At 48.9% G+C, this 18,369-nt stretch carries 13 protein-coding genes and 1 riboswitch; all 13 genes read right to left on the reverse strand.

All coding sequences use genetic code 11. The features are described 5' to 3' along the window. Nucleotides 1–571 (reverse strand): penicillin-binding transpeptidase domain-containing protein (locus PHS46_06270; GenBank protein ID MDD3906113.1); only part of this gene is annotated, 571 nt, incomplete at its 3' end. 102 nt (nucleotides 572–673) lie between these two features. Beyond that, nucleotides 674–982 carry a DUF1805 domain-containing protein gene (locus PHS46_06275; protein MDD3906114.1) on the reverse strand — a complete coding sequence of 103 codons (309 nt, stop codon included), beginning with the start codon at nucleotides 980–982 and terminating at the stop codon, nucleotides 674–676. Between the two features lie 172 nt (nucleotides 983–1,154). Continuing rightward, nucleotides 1,155–1,445 carry a DUF1330 domain-containing protein gene (locus PHS46_06280; GenBank protein MDD3906115.1) on the reverse strand — a complete coding sequence of 97 codons (291 nt, stop codon included), beginning with the start codon at nucleotides 1,443–1,445 and terminating at the stop codon, nucleotides 1,155–1,157. Continuing rightward, the gene (locus tag PHS46_06285) at nucleotides 1,417–1,761 is read right to left on the reverse strand and encodes a GIY-YIG nuclease family protein (GenBank protein MDD3906116.1); all 345 of its coding nucleotides are present in this window, start codon (nucleotides 1,759–1,761) and stop codon (nucleotides 1,417–1,419) included. The genes PHS46_06280 and PHS46_06285 overlap by 29 nt, the downstream gene beginning before the upstream one ends. 21 nt (nucleotides 1,762–1,782) lie before the next feature. Beyond that, entirely contained in the window at nucleotides 1,783–2,820 is a 1,038-nt protein-coding gene (locus PHS46_06290; protein ID MDD3906117.1) for an LOG family protein, read from the reverse strand. 12 nt (nucleotides 2,821–2,832) lie between these two features. Then, nucleotides 2,833–5,556 (reverse strand): calcium-translocating P-type ATPase, SERCA-type, encoded by a 2,724-nt coding sequence (locus tag PHS46_06295; protein ID MDD3906118.1) that lies wholly within the window; start codon nucleotides 5,554–5,556, stop codon nucleotides 2,833–2,835. Between the two features lie 79 nt (nucleotides 5,557–5,635). Then, a complete protein-coding gene (locus PHS46_06300) occupies nucleotides 5,636–6,409 on the reverse strand; it encodes a sulfide-dependent adenosine diphosphate thiazole synthase (GenBank protein ID MDD3906119.1) in 774 nt (257 codons plus the stop codon). Between the two features lie 73 nt (nucleotides 6,410–6,482). Continuing rightward, nucleotides 6,483–6,594, reverse strand: a riboswitch (TPP riboswitch). Nucleotides 6,595–6,646: 52 nt separating this feature from the next. Continuing rightward, entirely contained in the window at nucleotides 6,647–8,251 is a 1,605-nt protein-coding gene (locus PHS46_06305) for a CTP synthase (GenBank protein ID MDD3906120.1), read from the reverse strand. A 1-nt stretch (nucleotide 8,252) separates the two neighbouring features. Next, nucleotides 8,253–10,835, reverse strand: a complete 2,583-nt coding sequence (locus PHS46_06310) for a PEP/pyruvate-binding domain-containing protein (GenBank protein MDD3906121.1) — start codon at nucleotides 10,833–10,835, stop codon at nucleotides 8,253–8,255. Continuing rightward, a complete protein-coding gene (locus tag PHS46_06315; GenBank protein ID MDD3906122.1) occupies nucleotides 10,832–12,211 on the reverse strand; it encodes a glutamate synthase subunit beta in 1,380 nt (459 codons plus the stop codon). The genes PHS46_06310 and PHS46_06315 overlap by 4 nt, the downstream gene beginning before the upstream one ends. Further along, the gene (gene gltB / locus PHS46_06320; protein ID MDD3906123.1) at nucleotides 12,204–16,736 is read right to left on the reverse strand and encodes a glutamate synthase large subunit; all 4,533 of its coding nucleotides are present in this window, start codon (nucleotides 16,734–16,736) and stop codon (nucleotides 12,204–12,206) included. Before gltB ends, PHS46_06315 begins: the two co-directional genes overlap by 8 nt. Further along, nucleotides 16,733–16,957: a helix-turn-helix domain-containing protein gene (locus PHS46_06325; protein MDD3906124.1), complete on the reverse strand. Its 225-nt coding sequence runs from the start codon at nucleotides 16,955–16,957 to the stop codon at nucleotides 16,733–16,735. The genes gltB and PHS46_06325 overlap by 4 nt, the downstream gene beginning before the upstream one ends. 52 nt (nucleotides 16,958–17,009) lie before the next feature. After that, entirely contained in the window at nucleotides 17,010–18,347 is a 1,338-nt protein-coding gene (locus tag PHS46_06330; protein ID MDD3906125.1) for a glutamine synthetase family protein, read from the reverse strand. Nucleotides 18,348–18,369 lie beyond the last annotated feature (22 nt).

Consider the following 18,369-nt stretch of genomic DNA (forward strand, 5'->3'; position numbering starts at 1 on the left):
GCATAATATCGCGTAGTATCGCGATATTCTTTTCAGAGAACGGAAGTTTACCGTCCAAAAGCTTATTCAAAAGAGCAACCTGCTCATCCGCGCTGATCTTGATGGATGTAGTATCCGGACGCGGAAGCCAGAAAATATCGATCCCTGATGAAATATCCTGTGAGCCGTAGCCGATCTTTTCAATATATTCCTTCATCCGGGCTTCGCCTATTTCCCACGCCAATATCTGATATGCAGGAACGGCCGACACCCGAAACGCCTCACGTAGCGTTAAGTCCTGATTCCACCCTTCTATATCACGCTTCACCTCATCCCACTTATACCACGGCTCATCAGCGTCCTTGATAAGCCCGAGCTCCAGCCCGATAAGAGTGTTGTAAATCTTGAATGTCGAACAGGGCGCAAGACGCTGGTTAGCGCGCGCGGGATTAATATTGACCATCTCACCGGTTGCGCGATTATAGATCACCAGAGCCGCGTCATACCCTTGCAAAAGAGACCTGTCGATCTCTTGAGCAAATGCAATCGCGCTCATAAGCAAAAATCCAACGATCAAAGTGAATTTTTTCATGCTCATTCCTTTTTATTCCCCAACCACTGCTTCGGCCAAGCTTCGCATCGCATTACTATAATCCTGCCACCGGCCATCCGAAAGTTTTTAGAAATACTTTCTTCATGCTATTATTTCAAAGGCATCTTTAACATCCATCCCTATGGTAATACCTAAGGTTTTTGCTTTCGAATTAACTTTGGTAATTTTTCTGTTTGGGAATCGCTCTAAATTGCCGATGGGATTATCAGGCGTACTTTCTACTATGGCAGCCGCTCCACCAAAAGCATCTATAATATCCAGATCAAAAACGCCGCACGTCAAAAATGCCTTTTTGCCGGCTACCAGTAGAATGCTAAAATTAGACCACTTAACCTGAACCCCTTCAACTAAACCATTCTTAGTCTGATATGATTTTTTGTAAATATCCATTTTCTGCCTCTTTCGCATTCACATATTCACGTAAGCACGTAAGGGACGGTTCTCGTCGCCATCCCAGACCTGTCCCCATTATACTTCTGTCATGTAGAAAGGGACAGGTCTAATCTCAGCTTCAGAACCGTCCCTAAATCATTTTGCTTCAACGATCATATAAACTGACACGCTATACCCCTTCCACAACTACCACATTCGTCCTGCTCGCTTTTTCGCGTAGCATGGCGATCGCCTTATACTCGGGCGAATGCCACCACGCGTTAAACTTATCAATCGATTCAAATTTTATCATGGTAATCCACGATGGGTTCCAATCGCCCGACGCTACGGTTATTTTCCCGCCGCGAGCCAGGTATTGTCCGCCGAATTTCTTAAGTGTCGGTGGAATCTTTTGGCTATACTCGTCGTACTTCTCCTTATTTACAATGTCTTTAACTTCCGCTATTAAGTAAACCGCCATTTTCGCCCTCCCTCGATCGTCGTCTCCTGATACCGGCGTCAGCCAATACCCTGTCGAGCCTTCTTCCGTTTACCAGCGCTACTTTTTGCGGCCTGGTCAATTGCTTGATCAGCTTCTCAAGCCTGAACGCCGGTTTAAACCGTTTATACTTTTTATGCCATACCAAATTTACCGGACGCCGGTCCCGTGTATATTTCGCGCCCTTACCGCTGTTATGTACCTTTAAACGGTTCTTCAGATCCGGCGTGTACCCGGTATAATATGTCCCGTCCTTGCACTCGACGATATATACATAAAACTTTCCGGTTCTCTTCATAAAAATAAACTCGTTAATACGCTAATCTTTGTTAATGATATTTATCATCTCATAAAGCCGGCCATAGTCGTGCATATTGAAGTTCATGACGAGCCTCGGCAAGTATAAATACTCATCCTGCTGTATTTCCTTAGCCATCGGGGGCGAGATCCTGATATCGCCGCGCCTTAGAATATCTTTGAATTCTTTATTTAAAAGCTCTAAAGTCCCGGGCGAAATATCTCTGTTCAACCGCAGAACGGTCAAGCCGGACACGTATCTTATTGAATGGTATACCCTGTAAAAATCTTCTATGTATTTAATCGCCTCGTCGGTGGAATGCGCAATATGAAAAAGACTCAGGTCTATCTTTTCTATAAAGCCGTTACGCTCCATCTGCCCGGAAACAAAACGTTTCCACGCGGCCCAGTATGCCGAACCCTCCGGCTCCATCATAACTATCGGCCTGGGCTTCGACTTGCCCGTCTGAACCAGGGTAAGCATTTCGAATCCTTCATCATGTGTGCCGAACCCTCCGGGAAAAAGCGCTGTCGCGTCGGTCTCTTTGATAAATATCAGCTTCCTCGTGAAAAAATATTTGAAGTTGATTATCTTGTCTTTCTCGTCGATGTACGGGTTTGGCTTTTGCTCAAAAGGAAGCCGGATATTGAGCGCGAACTCTTTGCCGGAGGCCGCGCCTTTATTGCCGCCCTCCATGACTCCGGAGCCGCCGCCGGTTACTATCATGTAACCTTTCGCCGTCAGCTTTCGCGCGAAATCTTCAGCCATTTTATATTCGGCCGATGTTTTCTTCGAGCGCGCCGAGCCGAATATGATTACCTTTTTAATATTTCTATACGGTGAAAATATCTTGAAAGAGAACCGCAGTTCCTTGAGAGCATTGTTTACGAGCTTGAGATCCCCCTTGTCGCTACATTCCCTGCCAAGTTTGACGGAAGTCGTTAGTATTTCGCGCAATAAGTCTTCTGTGTCGGGAGAACAAGACGAACCGGCAAGCTTAGTTATGAGGCCGTCTATACTTTTGTCGCCAATCGTATAGCTTTTTGGTGTCTTTTTCATTTATCTGTACTCCTATGCGGTTCTTAATGGAACTTCACGCGCGTTTCTTTTTAAAAGCTTCCAGGCTTCCACCGCCCATAAAGGAAGCGAAGATATTGCCAATACAAGTATCCAGTCGAAGAGCCCCAACGGTTCCGTCTTAAAGATCGTCTGCAAAAAAGGAACGTACACGACTACCATCAGCAGAACAAACGAGATCGAGGTCGCGAGGATCAATTTTTTATTCGTGAATATCCCTAATTTGAACAGCGATACATCCATGCTCCGGCAGTTGAAGGAATGGAATAATTGCGAACAGGCAAGCACTATGAATGCCGCGGTTCGCGCGCGGCCGAGCCCTTCCTTTTCTACGAAAAGCACGAGGACGAACGCAAGCAAACTGCAAAAAGCGATGAACGAGCCCTGCGCCAGCATCAGCACTACACGGTCTTTTGTGATAACTGCCTCTGCGCTTTTACGCGGTGGGCGCGTCATAACACCGGGATCCACGGGATCTACCCCGAGAGCCAAGGCCGGCAGGCCGTCCGTTACGAGATTCACCCACAATATGTGTATCGGTAAAAGCGGCGCGGGCAAACCTATGAGAGACGACGTGAACATCACCAGTATTTCCCCGGCGTTGCACGATAAAAGGTAGTGAATGAATTTCTTTATGTTGTCGTAAATGCCGCGGCCTTCCTCGACGGCCGCTACTATCGACGCGAAATTATCGTCTGTTACCACCATGTCCGACACCTCTTTGGTAACATCGGTGCCCGTGATGCCCATGGCAACACCTATATCCGCTTCCTTTACCGCGGGGGCATCGTTAACACCGTCGCCGGTCATAGCCACCACCTCGCCGTGAGCGCGCCAGGCGCGCACAACTCTCAGCTTATGTTCCGGCGATACCCTGGCATACACCGAAATATTTCTAACTTTTTCATAAAGCTCCTCGTCGGTCAGCTTATCCAGTTCGCCGCCGCTTAGCGCCGAAGAAGTAGCCGTAAAAAAACCGAGCGCCTTCGCTATGGCTACCGCCGTATTTTTATGATCCCCGGTTATCATAACCGTTTTTATTCCGGCGCGGGCGCACTCCTCTATAGCCTTCTTCACTTCCTCGCGCGGCGGGTCTATCATCGCGATAAGGCCCGAGAATGTAAGGCCCGCCTCGACATTTTGAGCATCATACTTTTCATGGCCTTTATCGAGCATCCTGTAAGCGACCGCCAGTACTCTCATCGCTCCGGCGGCCAGTTCATCATTCATCTTTTGGATATTATTTTTATCCTGATCCGTCAATCGCCTGACTGTGCCGCCTTCCTCGATATTGACACAATCACCAAGCAACATATCGGGAGCGCCTTTAACGAACGCTATCGTCCGGCCGTTACCAGAACGGATGATCGTCATCTTTTTTCTGTCAGGGTCAAACGGTATCTCATCGATAAACGGATATTCTTTTTCCAATACGCCTTTGGTAAATCCGGCCTTGCCGGCGATAGTTAAAATAGCGCCTTCGGTGGGGTCGCCCACTATCCTGTATACCCCGGCATCCTCGACCAGTTCAGCGCCATTACACAACACGCCGCAACGCAGGACATTCTGCAAGTCGGGGTGGTCAGCAGGAGTGATTCGATTTTTATCTACGAAAATATCTCCCTTGGGAGCGTATCCGATACCGGTCGCCTCGTAGAGCCGGCCTCCGGCGAATATCCTCTGCACCGTCATCTCGTTTTTAGTCAGAGTGCCAGTCTTGTCCGAGCAGATGACCGTAGCGCAACCCAATGTCTCGACGGAAGGGAGTTTACGTATAAGCGCGTGGCGCCTGACCATCCGGTGAACGCCCAACGCTAAAGCGATGGTAACTACGGCGGGTAGCCCTTCCGGAATGGCGGCGACCGCCAGGCTCACCGATGTCAGAAAAACGTCTATTATTTTGCCGCCACGCAGCCATCCGAGCAAGAAGACCATGCCTACCAGCGCAAAACACAAATATACTATCCACTTGCCAAAGGCCTCCAACTTTTTCTGTAGAGGCGTAGTTTCATGCCCGATCGACTGTACGAGCCCCGCGATCTTTCCCAATTCCGTCTGCATGCCGGTATGCACTACGACCGCCCTGGCCTTGCCTGAGGCAACCGAGGTTCCCATATAAACCATATTCGCCCGGTCAGCGAGCGGGATATCTTTTTCTTCTAATGCACGAACCGTCTTTACGACAGGCGTCGATTCCCCCGTCAAGCTGGCTTCCTGTACGCCGAAATTAACACTTACCCGGATCAAACGGCTATCGGCAGGAATGCTGTCGCCCGATTCTATCTCGACTATATCGCCCGGAACCAATTCCGACGAGGGGATGACTTTATGTTTACCATCGCGGATAACTTTTGAGGTGGGATTTGATAATTTTTTCAACGCGGCAAGCGATTTTTCCGCCCGGTACTCCTGGATAAAACCTAAGAGGGCATTAAGTATGACTATCGCGACGATCGCCAGCGCGTCTATCCATTCCTGCAGGAATCCGGACACAAAGGCGGCGCCTATCAGCACCCATATGATAAAATCCTTGAACTGCCCCAGGAAGATAGACAGAGGCCCGGGCCCCTTCTTACCCTGGAGTTGGTTCGGGCCGGCCTCGACCAGAGCTTTGGCGGCCTCCGCTTCGCTAAGACCTATGGCAGGATCGCTGTTCAATATCCCTACGACTTCATCCGCGGTAATATTGTAAAACTTCACCGTCGTATATATGCTCATGCAGTTCCCTGATCCGTTTAATGGATTTAATGGCCGACTATTTAAATATCTCCATTATTTTAGCATACGTACTCGATGCCTACAACCTCTTAAGTAAGTCGCCTGCGACCTTCTTTCCCGCCAGAAGCATACCACCGAATATCGGCCCCATTCGCGGGCCTCCGAATACGGCGTTCGCGCACATCCCGCAGGCGTATAGCCCGGGGCATATCTCCTTCGAATTCTTCACGATAGTATTCTCCCCCGCCTCGGCCCACATCGACTGTTCACCCATCATCTTGCCGGTCTTCGTATTGAACGCGATGCCCGATTTCCGCTCCACAACCCGCGTAACCTCGGCGGGATGGCCGGTGGCGTCAACTACGAATTTCGCTCTCATGGTGATAGGATCGACATGCAGTTTCGCCATCTCGACGGATGTCCAGTTCAAAACAAGCCCGCATACGCGCTTGGACCTGACCATAACGTCTTCGACGCTCAGGAGATTGAATATCCGGAGGCCTGCATGCACGCTCTTCGAGCATATGGTAGAAACGGCGTCTATCGAATCGGCGAGGTAATAATTATCCTCGTAGAGCCGGCTCCTGACACCAAACTCGTCGAGGATGCTCTTCGCCTCTTTCTGGACGACGATCTCATTGAACATTATGCCGCCGCCCCACATTCCTCCGCCCACGGAAAGTTTCCGTTCGAATAAAACCACCCTCTTTCCGGCTTTTGCCAGATAGTATCCGCACACCATCCCGGCGGGTCCCGCGCCGGCGATAGCCACATCCACATCTAAAGCATTGATCAGTTTATTGCTGTATGATTCTATTATCGCCTTCGATATCTTTATCTCATCCAATACCATTTTCTTCTCCTCCTTTTTCAAACATCCTGAAAATAAAAAATCCTTACACCTGGTTTCGCCATAGCATAAGGACTACTTCATAATATCTCATCCCTCCGCTGGCATTATCCAGATCAGGTTCTTTGGGTAACCCCGTTACTACGGAGACTCTCAGGCCGGTTCACCGACCTCCCCACTTTTTCTATCTTGATCGATTAAAGCATGAAACTTTTATTCCGTCAAGACTATAAACGCTTCTTATTGTTTCTTTTTAAGAGAAGCCTTTATAAAATCACTGAAGAGCGGATGCGCTTTATCAGGCTTGGATTTAAATTCAGGGTGAAATTGGCACGCCATAAACCATGGATGGCCTTTTAACTCTATTATCTCAACCAAATCTCGCCCATGGCATATACCGCTGAATACAGCGCCGCCTTTTTCCAGCGCGGCCCTGTATTTATTATTAAACTCATATCGATGGCGGTGGCGCTCGAGGATCTTTTCTTTTTTATATATTCCGCGCGCTCTGGAACCTTTTTTCAACGCGCATCCATAATCGCCAAGCCGCATCGTAGCGCCTTTTATTTTTACGTTTTTCTGTTCCTCGAGAAGGCTTATCACGGGAAACTTTGTGCGTTTATCGAATTCGGTAGAATTGGCGTTCTTCATGCCGCAGACGTTCCTGGCAATTTCGATAATCGCCGTCTGCATCCCAAGACATAATCCAAGGTACGGGATATTATTCTCTCTGGCGTATTGTATAGCCTTTATCTTGCCTTCTATGCCGCGCGAACCGAAACCACCGGGTACAAGTACGCCGCAAACACCTCTCAGGTGAGCATCCGCGCCGTCATTTTCTATATCTTCCGAATCCACTTTTCTTATTTTTAGTTTGACATCATTCGCTATGGCGCCATGAATAAGCGCCTCGTATATGGATTTGTACGCGTCCTGAAGCGTTATATATTTACCGATAACGGCTATCTCTACTTCTCCCGACGGCTGTTTGAGCCTGTTTATCACCGACTTTTTCCACGCGGACAGGTCACCACCGTCGCATTTAAGTTTCAATAGGCGCGCTATAAGCCTATCTATACCTTCTTCTTTAATACAAACCGGAACTTCATAAATACTCTCCACGTCTATGGCCTGTATAACGGCTTCGGCGTCGACGTTGCAGAATAGCGCTATCTTCGCTCTGGTCTCCGCAGGAAGGTCTTTTTCCGTCCTGCATATGATTATATCCGGGATTATGCCTATTTCGCGAAGAGTGCCTACGCTGTGCTGTGTCGGCTTGGTCTTTATCTCGCCGGCCGCTCTTATATAAGGGACAAGCGTTACATGGACATTTATCGCATAGCCCGCGCCCACTTCCAACCGCAACTGCCTTATCGCCTCAAGGAACGGCAGGCTCTCTATGTCTCCGACGGTGCCGCCTATTTCTACTATGACAACATCGACCTTGCTGTTTTTGGCGACTTTTTTTATCGCGCCCTTTATTTCATCGGTGATATGCGGTATTATCTGCACGGTCTTGCCCAGATAATCGCCGCGGCGTTCCTTGGTTATAACGGAATAATATATCTTGCCCGTAGTTATATTATTATCCCTGGTAAGACGCGCGTTCGTAAAACGCTCATAATGGCCGAGGTCCAAGTCCGTCTCGGCGCCGTCATCAAGAACATAAACCTCTCCGTGCTGATAGGGGCTCATCGTGCCAGGGTCGACATTCAGGTACGGATCGCATTTTATCAGCGTAACCGAAAGCCCCTTGGATTCGAGTATCTTACCGATAGAAGCCGCCGTTATGCCTTTACCCAGGCTCGAAACCACTCCACCCGTTACAAATATGTATTTTGCCATGTCACGCCTTCCCTTGTTTTGAAAAACATATTATCTTTTGCGATACGACATCCGACATTATTTTCAAACTCCTCCCGTCCACTTCATATACTCCGACGATATCTTTAAATCTGCCCGCTTGCGGCAGTAGTTTCATGAAAACGTCTTCCGACCCGGAAAGCCACTTCTTATTTAACACCGTGTTCTCTTTTTCAGGAAATAACGCAACGTATAATATGTTCGTCTCAACCAGGTCCTGAAAAAAATGCGTACCGAAAGAAAGCTCGGGCATGATATTTTCCGCCGAGGAGGCGACCTCCGCGAGAACCGTTATGTTATTTATCTCGGCGAATTTTACCGGGACGCCCATGGAAGGGGTCGTAGCGCCCCATCGCCCCGGCCCCATAAGAAGCGTGGGCAGTTTCTCCTTGTCTTCTATTCCTCTGTTCAGCGCGCCTACCATACGGGCAACCTCATACTTATCCGCCTGCGAAAGTCCGCCGTATTTTTTCAGGTCAATATATATGACTCTTTTTATGTCCTGCGATACATTCCCGCCGAGAAAATTACCATGCGCGTGAAAAAGAATATCTTCTTTATTTATGCGGGACGGCATATCTACTTTGACGCCCAGGCCCCGCGTCTGCAAAGGCCGGCATTGCAGAAGGTTTATTTTGAATTTATTATCGCCGGTAAAGTTTACGGTAAATTCTATCTCTACGGGATAACGGTAGGCCCCTTCGAGCGCGCCCAAAATCTTCCTGAAACGGTTCGTCAGTATATTATCTTTGAATACACCGTCGAGGGTCGGTATCCAGCACTCCCTTTCCTCCTCTCCCATTTCTTTAATCATGCGCATAGCGTCATAATCTTTTATCGCTATACGATCTATATCAATCGGCAATTCCTCCTTTATAATATCGTCGAAAGAAACCGTCTTAAAAATATTATCTTTTGTGTTTATCACATCTACATCGTGCTGTGAAAATCTCTTCAGCGCGTCTCTTTCCGAATAAGTGCGTTGTAACGGATTATCGAGAGCCACCATCCGCGGGTAGTCGCCCTCGACACGGTTGACCGCCCTTGTGCCGAGACCGAATACGATCCTGAGCATTCCCGCCCTCGGATCCATATCCTCATTCCATACATAAGTATTGTAAGACACGCCTACTCCCGCAAGATCCGGAAAGAAATAATCTTTTCGCTGAGAGCCGGAAACGCGTTGCACAAGGAGAGCCATCTGCTCATCCATCTTATCCAAGCCGCGCTGTTTTCTGTACACGAGAGCGTCTTCGTTCATAGTGCTCGCATATATCTTTTTCACGGCTTCCGCGAACTGGATGTATCTCTGTTCGGGACTGCCCTGATTGGCTAAAAATATGCTCTCGTATTTCCCGGCGAAGGCATTACCGAATCCGTCTTCAAGCAATGAGCTTGAGCGTATTATGATGGGAGACGACCCGAAATATTCTATGATTCGCTGAAAATGTTCCATGGTATCCTCGAAGAAAACCCCATAAAGCATTTTTTCTCTCAATATCTTCGCGCTTGTAAAGTACCCCTCTTCCGTCTTCTGTTGCATGCGCAATTTCCACCAGCGGTTCTGCACTATATATGAATAGAATATGTCTGAACCTATATAAAACGAATCATGCGGCTCGGAAAGCGACCGCCAGTCCGGTATTTTTTTGGAAAGGACCTTCCTGGATAGAAGCATGCCGACGCTTTTACCTCCGACAAAACCCGTTCCTATCAATCTGGATTTTATATCTACGAGCTCTTCGAGCGAAAAATTACTCGTTACAAGCGCCAGAAGCTTCTTGTTCGCGGTCATCATTATTCCGGAGAGCTTCCTGACCATTCTCTTCACGCTCTCTTTCGCCGGATTATTTTTCAGGATATCTTCCGCCTCGAGGAATAAGCGATCCCAGTAATCGAGATTGCGCCGGGCGCTCTCGGAACCTTTTTCATAAATATGCGACAGTATCTTTACGGCATTGGCGCTGTCTATGATGGGAAAATATCTGTCTTTCTCTTTACGGTGCGGCAGGAACATGGTCGGAGAATAACGGTTCCATACCTTCAAAGGGTGTATATAAGTACTGCCCTCGCAATTATAGACATCTATCAAAAGCTGTGTCGTCTCACGTATACGGGCTATTGATTTGAAGGAATGATTATTACGCAATATCGAAAAATATGTGACCGTCTTAAGCTCATAGAGATACGGGCACGTAACCATGAAAAAATTACCTATCATGAGATCACTGGCCCACGCCGAAAGAAGCTCCGAGAGACAATCGAAAACATAATACGCGCCTTCCCCCTCCTGAGTAATAATACCATTGACGTTCGTCGTAAAAGATTCAAAGCCATCGTTGGCATTGAGCTCATATCGCTTTATCAGTTTCGACGGCCTGATAAGTTCTTTATGGGACGCAAACCTTATATAGATGATCTTTTTCTTATCTTCCAGCGACTGTTCCACAAAGGATTTTACAAGACGGGCATAATCTTTTATATCGTCTATCTGCCAGACGACATTGTCCCCGGCCCTTAAACCCGTCAAGACGCTATCTAAACTTCTCACCCCTGTGCTGATCATTTTTCTACCTCGAGGTATCTATCCATGCAATAAGCCGCACGGCGGCCCTCCGATATGGCCCATACCACCAGCGATTGTCCGCGCCTCATGTCGCCGGCGGAGAACACCCCTTCGACGGACGTCATATAATCTGAATCCGTTTTTACATTGCCTCGATCATCGAAAGCGACATTGAGATCTGCTAAAAGGGCGGAATGCTCGGGATGCAGGAAACCTACGGCCAGGATCACCATGTCCGCGGCAATATCAAATTCTTTCCCGCCTTTTACACAACATAGTTTTTTTACAACACCGTCTTGGCCGCCAAACCGTTTCGTGGTTACTTCCCAGTGGCGGGCGCACCCTTCTTCATGGCTCGAGGTCGTCTTCAACAGCGTCGGATACTTCGGCCATGGACAGGCTCCCGTCCTGCTCTCAGGCGGGCGCGGTAAAACCTCTATCTGCACCACACAGGCGGCCCCCTGACGATTGGCCGTGCCCACACAGTCGGAGCCGGTATCTCCACCGCCTATAACGACAACCGTTTTGCCCCCGGCATCTATCAAATCTTTTTTCGAAATCTTTTTCCCGGCATGGCGGGCATTTGACTGGGAGAGGTAATCCATAGCAAAATATATGCCGGCCAATTCTCTCCCTTCTATCTTAATGTCCCGCGGAACGCCGGAGCCGCCCGCCAAACAAACCGCGTCGAACTCTTTTAAAAGCTTCCCGGCTTTATAATCTACGCCCACATTTATACCTGTTTTAAAAACAATTCCTTCCTTTCTCCATATCTCAAGCCGCCTGTCTATAATATGTTTCTCGAGCTTGAAATCGGGGATACCATAACGCAATATGCCTCCCGGTTTATCCGAGCGCTCAAAAACAGTGACGTTATGGCCTAAGCCATTGAGCTGTACTGCGCAGGATAACCCGGCCGGGCCCGATCCGATAACCGCTATCTTTTTAGGGTTCGGGCGTTTTATGGGCCTGGGCTTGATCAGACCATTCTTAAAACCAAACTCCACAATGGCGAGTTCATTTTCGCGTATAGTCACAGGATCGTCGTTTAGACCCAGCACACACGCGTATTCGCATACAGCAGGGCATACCCTCCCGGTTATTTCGGGCAGGTTATTAGATTCCTCCAGTAATTTCACGGCGCCTGCCCAGTTGCCGCGGAACATATAGTCGTTCCATTCGGGAATATAATTTCCGACGGGACAGGCCGAATGGCAAAAGGGTGTGGCGCAATCCATGCATCGCGACGCCTGTTCACGCGACTGTTTTTCATGACGCGCTTTCGCGGCGTGCTGGAAATCCAGAACGCGTTCGCAAACAGGCCTATAACTGGCCCCCTGCCTCGAAACCTTCAGGAATCCTCTGGGGTCACCCATCGATCGCCTCCGCGAGATCGAGCTTCTCTTCCACCTTGACGCCTTCCAGTATGCGTTTATACTCTACCGGTATTACCTTAACGAATTTCTTTAATTCCACATGCATATTTTCCATGATCTTTTCTGCCTTAACGCTCTTTGTGTATTTTGAATGGTTATGCAGTAAATTATATATAGTATCCCTGTCGGATTCTTTCACATCTTCCAGCGTAACCATATCCATGTTGCACCTGTTTTTAAAAGATCCATCGTCATCGTACACGTACGCTATGCCTCCCGACATACCGGCGGCAAAATTCCTGCCCGTACGCCCCAGGATCACAACTCTTCCGCCCGTCATGTACTCACAACCGTGGTCTCCGACGCCCTCGACTACCGCATACAACCCCGAACTTCGCACACAGAACCTCTCGCCGGCGACGCCGCATATATACGCCTCGCCCGATATGGCCCCGTAAAAAGCGGTGTTCCCTATGATTATATTCTCGTCGGGCGAGTAGCCGGCGGAAGCGTCAGGATAGACTATGATCTTCCCTCCCGAAATCCCCTTTCCCACATAATCATTTGACATGCCCTCCAGCTCAAACGTGATGCCTTTGACAAGAAAAGCGCCGAAACTCTGCCCGGCAGTGCCCCTGAACTTGACAGTTACCGTATCTTCCAACAACACGCCATCGCCGCACCTTCTTATGATCTCGCCGCTTAACATAGCACCTACAGCCCTGTCAGTATTATTTATGTCTGTCGCAATCCTGGACGGCTTGTTCTTCCCGAAGGTATCGGCGCACAACCCGATAAGTTTTTTGTCAAGAACTGCGTCGGAGACCCCGATTCTATTAGCCGGGCAATACCTGCCCGCCTTCTGGGGCATGTTCGGCTTATAAAGTATCCGCGAGTAATCTATTCCTTTTGTTTTTAAAGAAATTATTTCGTTATTTGTCTCGAGGAGATCCGTCCTGCCTATCATCTCATCCACCGTCCGCATCCCCAGGCCGGCCATTATTTCGCGGAGATCCCCGGCCACGAACCGGAAATAATTCACTATGTATTCCGGGCTCCCCCTGAAACGCTTCTGCAGAATATCATCCTGCGTAGCCACTCCGACCGAACAATTATTGAGATGGCAATGTCTCAGCATAACGCAACCGCTTGTAACAAGTACCGCCGTGCAGAAGCCGTACTCCTCGGCCCCCAGCAATGCCGCGATAGCGACATCGCGGCCGGTGCGCATCTGTCCGTCAGTCTGTATGCGTACCCGTGAACGCAGTCCGTTCAGTACGAGAGTCTGGTGCGTCTCGGAAAGGCCCAGTTCCCACGGAAGCCCGGCATGTCTTATCGAGCTCCTTGGGGAAGCGCCTGTGCCGCCATCACCCCCGGATATAAGGATCATATCGGCATGGCCTTTAGCCACGCCCGAGGCTACCGTTCCGACCCCGGCTTCCGAAACGAGTTTTACACTTATGCGCGCGTAAGGATTTACGTTCTTTAAGTCGAATATAAGCTGTGCCAAATCTTCGATGGAATATATGTCATGATGCGGCGGCGGAGAGATAAGCGTAACCCCGGGCGTCGTATGCCTTATCCGCGCAATTATCTCGTTCACTTTGTGCCCGGGCAACTGCCCGCCTTCGCCGGGTTTAGCGCCCTGCGCGATCTTTATCTGTATCTCGTCGGCATTGACAAGATAGTTCGTCGTAACGCCAAATCTGCCGGAGGCGACCTGTTTTATCGCGCTCCGCCTCGAATCTCCATTGGGAAGCTTTACAAATCTCGCCGGGTCCTCGCCGCCCTCGCCGGTATTCGATTTCCCGCCTATCCTGTTCATGGCGATAGCTATGGTTTCATGGGCGGGCGCGCTGATTGATCCGAAACTCATGGCCCCTGTAGCGAAACGTTTCATTATGCTTTCGACGGATTCGACCTCATCGACAGGGATCGCCGCTGTGGTTTTGAATTTTAACAGACTCCTTAAGGTGGTCGGATTGGCCGACTGGTCGTTTATAAGGCGCGCGAAATCTTTATATCGTGTGCTATCATTACTGCGCACGGCATCCTGCAACGCCGCTATGCTATCCGGATTCCATAGATGGAACTCCCCGTCTTTTTTCCATTGATAGACGCCGCCGCTCGCAAGACACATATCATCCGCGCCTTTTTCGGGGTAAGCCTCTTTATGCCTGGCGATCGCTTCATCCGCTATCTCTTTGAGGCCAGCGCCGCCGATCCTCGATATCGTACCGGTAAAATATTTTTCGCAGAAACTCTCTTCGAGTCCCAACGCTTCGAATATCTGCGCGCTACGATAACTCCTGAGGGTGGATATTCCCATCTTCGACAGTATTTTTAATATCCCGTCTTTCAGCGCTTTGTTGTAATTTTTGAGCGCCTCATCGATGCCCAGCTTCACCTCTTTTTCTTTTACAAGATATTCTATCGCTGTATAAGCAAGATACGGGTTTACGCAATCCGCGCCGTATCCGAAAAGGAGCGCGAAGTGATGGACCTCCCGAGGTTCCGCGCTCTCGACGATCAGCGCGACCTGCGAGCGTATCGTCTTCTTAACCAGATGCTGATGGACGGCGCTGGCGGTCAAAAGCGAAGGCAACGCGATATTGTCCTTATCCGATCCGCGATCGCTCAATATTATGAAGGAGAATCCTTTCTCGATAGCATATTCGGCTTCAAAACATATCCTGTCCAGGGCCCGGCTAAATCCCTCGACGCCGCTTTTCGCGTCAAAAAAAGTATAGATCGTCTTCGTCCTGAAACCATTTATGCTTATATCCCGTATCTTTTTAAACTCCTCGTTAGTCAATATAGGATTTTTTACCATTATCTTGTGGCTATGCTCCGGCGTCTCTTCCAGCATATTTTTTTCCGGACCTATAAAGCTTTCGAGCGACATTACAATCTTTTCCCTTATCGAATCTATGGCCGGATTGGTCACCTGCGCGAATAGTTGTTTGAAATAGTTATACAGAAGCTGGTGTTTTTTGGATAAAAAAGCGTGCGGGGTATCGTTGCCCATAGAACCTACAGGCTCTTTACCTTCTTCCGCCATCGGCTTCAATATGATTTTAAGGTCTTCGCGCGAATATCCGAAAGCCTTAAGGCCGGATATTATGTCTTCGGATTTCGCGTCGGCTGTTCCGCTACTTTCAATGTCGTCGAGGTAAAGCATGTTCCCGGTATTCCATTCGCCGTAAGGCTTCCGGGCGGATATGTTCTTCTTTATCTCGGAATCATGCACTATGCGGCCCAGCGCGGTATCTATAAAGAACATTTTACCCGGCTCGATTCTCCCGCAGGACTTAATGTCCGCCGGCGGTATATCAAGCACGCCCACTTCCGACGCCATAACTACAAAATCTTTTTTGGTTACGATATAACGCGCAGGCCTTAAGCCGTTTCTGTCGAGGACAGCGCCGATATTCTTGCCGTCGGTAAAGGCTATAGCCGCCGGGCCGTCCCACGGTTCCATGAAACATGCGTGATATTTATAAAAATCCTTAAGCTCCTCATCCATGAACTTATCGCGCTCCCATGCCGCCGGTATAAGCATCATCATGGCGTGCTCTAAAGACCGGCCGGATAAAACGAGAAGTTCGAATACGTTGTCTATCGCAGACGAATCACTGCCGCCTTTCACGATAACGGGTTTCAATTTCTCTATATCGGTGCCGAACAACGCGCTGGCGATAAGCCGTTCACGCGCGCTTATCCAGTTTATGTTGCCCCGCAGGGTATTTATCTCACCGTTGTGCGCCAGAAAGCGGAACGGCTGAGCGAGATCCCATGTCGGGAAAGTATTTGTGCTATACCGGGAATGGACAAGGCAGAGAGAGCTTTCCATGGCCGCGTCGTTAAGATCGGGGAAAAAACCTCTAAGTTGGCGCGGCATCAGCAACCCTTTATAACCCAATGTTCTGGTAGAAATATTCGTAATATAGAAAAAAGATTTCTGTTTTACGGCGGACGCCTTGACCGCGCTCTCGATCTGTTTGCGTATAACGTAGAGCTTTCTCTCAAAGGCAAGCTCGTCTTTAAGGGCTTTGTTTCTTCCGATAAAAACCTGGGCTATGAAAGGTAGTGTATCTTTGGCGCTTTTGCCTATTACCGAACTATCCACGGCAACATCGCGCCAGCCGAGAAGTTCCTGGCCTTCTTCGACGATCACGTTTTTAAAGATATCCGTGCATATCTTTTTATCCTTCTCATCCGTCGGAAGAAATACCAAGCCTGCGCCGTAAAAACCCGGCCCGGGCAAAGAGATACCGATAGCGCCGCATTCTTTGGCCAGAAACTTGTGCGGCATCTGTATAGTCAACCCCGCCCCGTCACCTGTGTCAGGGTCGGCTCCGACCGCCCCACGATGGCTCAGGTGCTCGAGCACCTCGATACCCTTTTCCACGATATCGTGAGACTGCCTTCCTTTAATATCGCAGACGAATCCCACGCCGCAAGAATCGTGTTCGAATCGCGGATCGTACAATCCCTGTTTATCGGGTAAATTCGAGAAGCTCATCTTTTAAATCTCCCCACATCTATACCGAACTTTTTTATTTTATTGCGCAGTGTATTCCGGTGCAGGCCCAATACTTTCGATGCCGCTATCTGGTTGCCCAGAGAACGTTCTAAAGCCTTTATAATGGTTATCTTTTCGATATCGTCTATTATCGTACTGTATGAACGGCCGATATCTATCATGTAAAAACGCTCGTCGGTGCCCAGTATATGTGCATTCATGTTTAAAATTATGGCGCAGGGCCGTTGTAAGCGGCTCTGCGCCATTCCTTAATTACAGAACCGAAAGATATTTCTCAAGCTCATACTGCGGGATCTGTATCCTGTATTCGTCCCATTCTTTCTTTTTCAACTCAACGAACCTTGGGAATATATGCTCGCCCAGCACTTTTTTTACAAGAGGGCTCTTCTCAGCTAACGAGATGGCGTATCCGAGCGAATCCGGAAGCGTCTCAATACCCTTGTCTTTCCGTTCCGCGTCGGTTAAGTGATACAGGTTCGTATCCATCGGCTTTGGCGCTTTATACTTCTTCTCTATCCCGTCCAGGCCGGCATGAAGCATGGCCGCAAATGTAAGATACGGATTGCACGCCGGATCACATGCCCTGAACTCGCATCGTGTCGCGTTCTCTTTGCCTGGATAATACAGCGGCACCCTTACGAGCGCGGATCTGTTCCTGCGGCTCCATGCCACATAGACGGGCGCTTCATACCCGGGCACCAGTCTTTTATACGAATTCGTAGTCTGCGCGAAAATGGCGCATATCTCTCTGGCGTGTTTTAAAAGGCCCGCTATGTAACTACGCGCGGTATCGGAGAGGCAATCGTCGCTCTTAGCGTCGAAGAACATGTTTTTATTGCCTTTGAAAAGCGACTGGTGCGTATGCATACCTGAGCCATTCTGCCCGAAGATAGGTTTCGGCATGAACGTGGCATATACGCCGTATTTACTCGCGATCTCTTTGACGACAACCCTGTAAGTTATTACGTTGTCCGCCATCTCCAGCGCGTCTTTGTAACGCATATCGACTTCGTGCTGTGAAGGCGCGACCTCATGGTGAGAATATTCGACATCTATGCCCATCTTTTCGAGCGCCAGAACGGTTTCCCTCCTCAGGTCGCTGGCGACATCAAGAGTAGTAAGATCGAAATATCCGCCTTTATCCAACACGTCTGTGGCCAAATCCGTTTTGAAATAAAAGAACTCCAGTTCGGGCCCTAAATAAAAATGGTCGTAGCCCATTTCCTTTGCCCGGGCAAGGGCTTTTTTGAGCACATAACGCGGATCGCCCTCATACGGCGTCTTGTCCGGATTAAGAACATTGCATATCATTCTCGCCACCGCTTTTTCCGACGGACGCCAGGGCAGTATCGAGAACGTATTGGGATCCGGCATGGCGATCATGTCGGATTCTTCTATATCCTGATAACCTGTAATAGAGGAGCCATCGAACCCCATGCCGTTTTCGAGGGCACCCTCAAGTTCCTTATCCGTAATGGCGAAACTCTTAACCTGCCCTATCAGGTCGGTAAACCACAGGCGTATGAATTTTACGTCATTCTCTTTAACCAGCTTTAAAATATCCTGCTTAGTCTTCTTTTCCATACCCATCTCCTTTTTTACCAAAAAAAAA

Source organism: Candidatus Omnitrophota bacterium (assembly GCA_028699255.1).
Lineage (GTDB): Bacteria > Omnitrophota > Gorgyraeia > 2-01-FULL-45-10 > 2-01-FULL-45-10 > FEN-1322.

Coding starts and splice junctions, on each gene's coding strand:
- PHS46_06285 (MDD3906116.1), bottom strand. CDS start 1,761: ATGAAGAGAACCGGAAAGTTTTATGTATATATCGTCGAGTGCAAGGAC.
- PHS46_06310 (MDD3906121.1), bottom strand. CDS start 10,835: ATGATCAGCACAGGGGTGAGAAGTTTAGATAGCGTCTTGACGGGTTTA.
- PHS46_06275 (MDD3906114.1), bottom strand. CDS start 982: ATGGATATTTACAAAAAATCATATCAGACTAAGAATGGTTTAGTTGAA.
- PHS46_06305 (MDD3906120.1), bottom strand. CDS start 8,251: ATGGCAAAATACATATTTGTAACGGGTGGAGTGGTTTCGAGCCTGGGT.
- PHS46_06325 (MDD3906124.1), bottom strand. CDS start 16,957: ATGAATGCACATATACTGGGCACCGACGAGCGTTTTTACATGATAGAT.
- PHS46_06330 (MDD3906125.1), bottom strand. CDS start 18,347: ATGGGTATGGAAAAGAAGACTAAGCAGGATATTTTAAAGCTGGTTAAA.
- PHS46_06315 (MDD3906122.1), bottom strand. CDS start 12,211: ATGGGTGACCCCAGAGGATTCCTGAAGGTTTCGAGGCAGGGGGCCAGT.
- gltB (MDD3906123.1), bottom strand. CDS start 16,736: ATGAGCTTCTCGAATTTACCCGATAAACAGGGATTGTACGATCCGCGA.
- PHS46_06290 (MDD3906117.1), bottom strand. CDS start 2,820: ATGAAAAAGACACCAAAAAGCTATACGATTGGCGACAAAAGTATAGAC.
- PHS46_06295 (MDD3906118.1), bottom strand. CDS start 5,556: ATGAGCATATATACGACGGTGAAGTTTTACAATATTACCGCGGATGAA.
- PHS46_06300 (MDD3906119.1), bottom strand. CDS start 6,409: ATGGTATTGGATGAGATAAAGATATCGAAGGCGATAATAGAATCATAC.
- PHS46_06280 (MDD3906115.1), bottom strand. CDS start 1,445: ATGGCGGTTTACTTAATAGCGGAAGTTAAAGACATTGTAAATAAGGAG.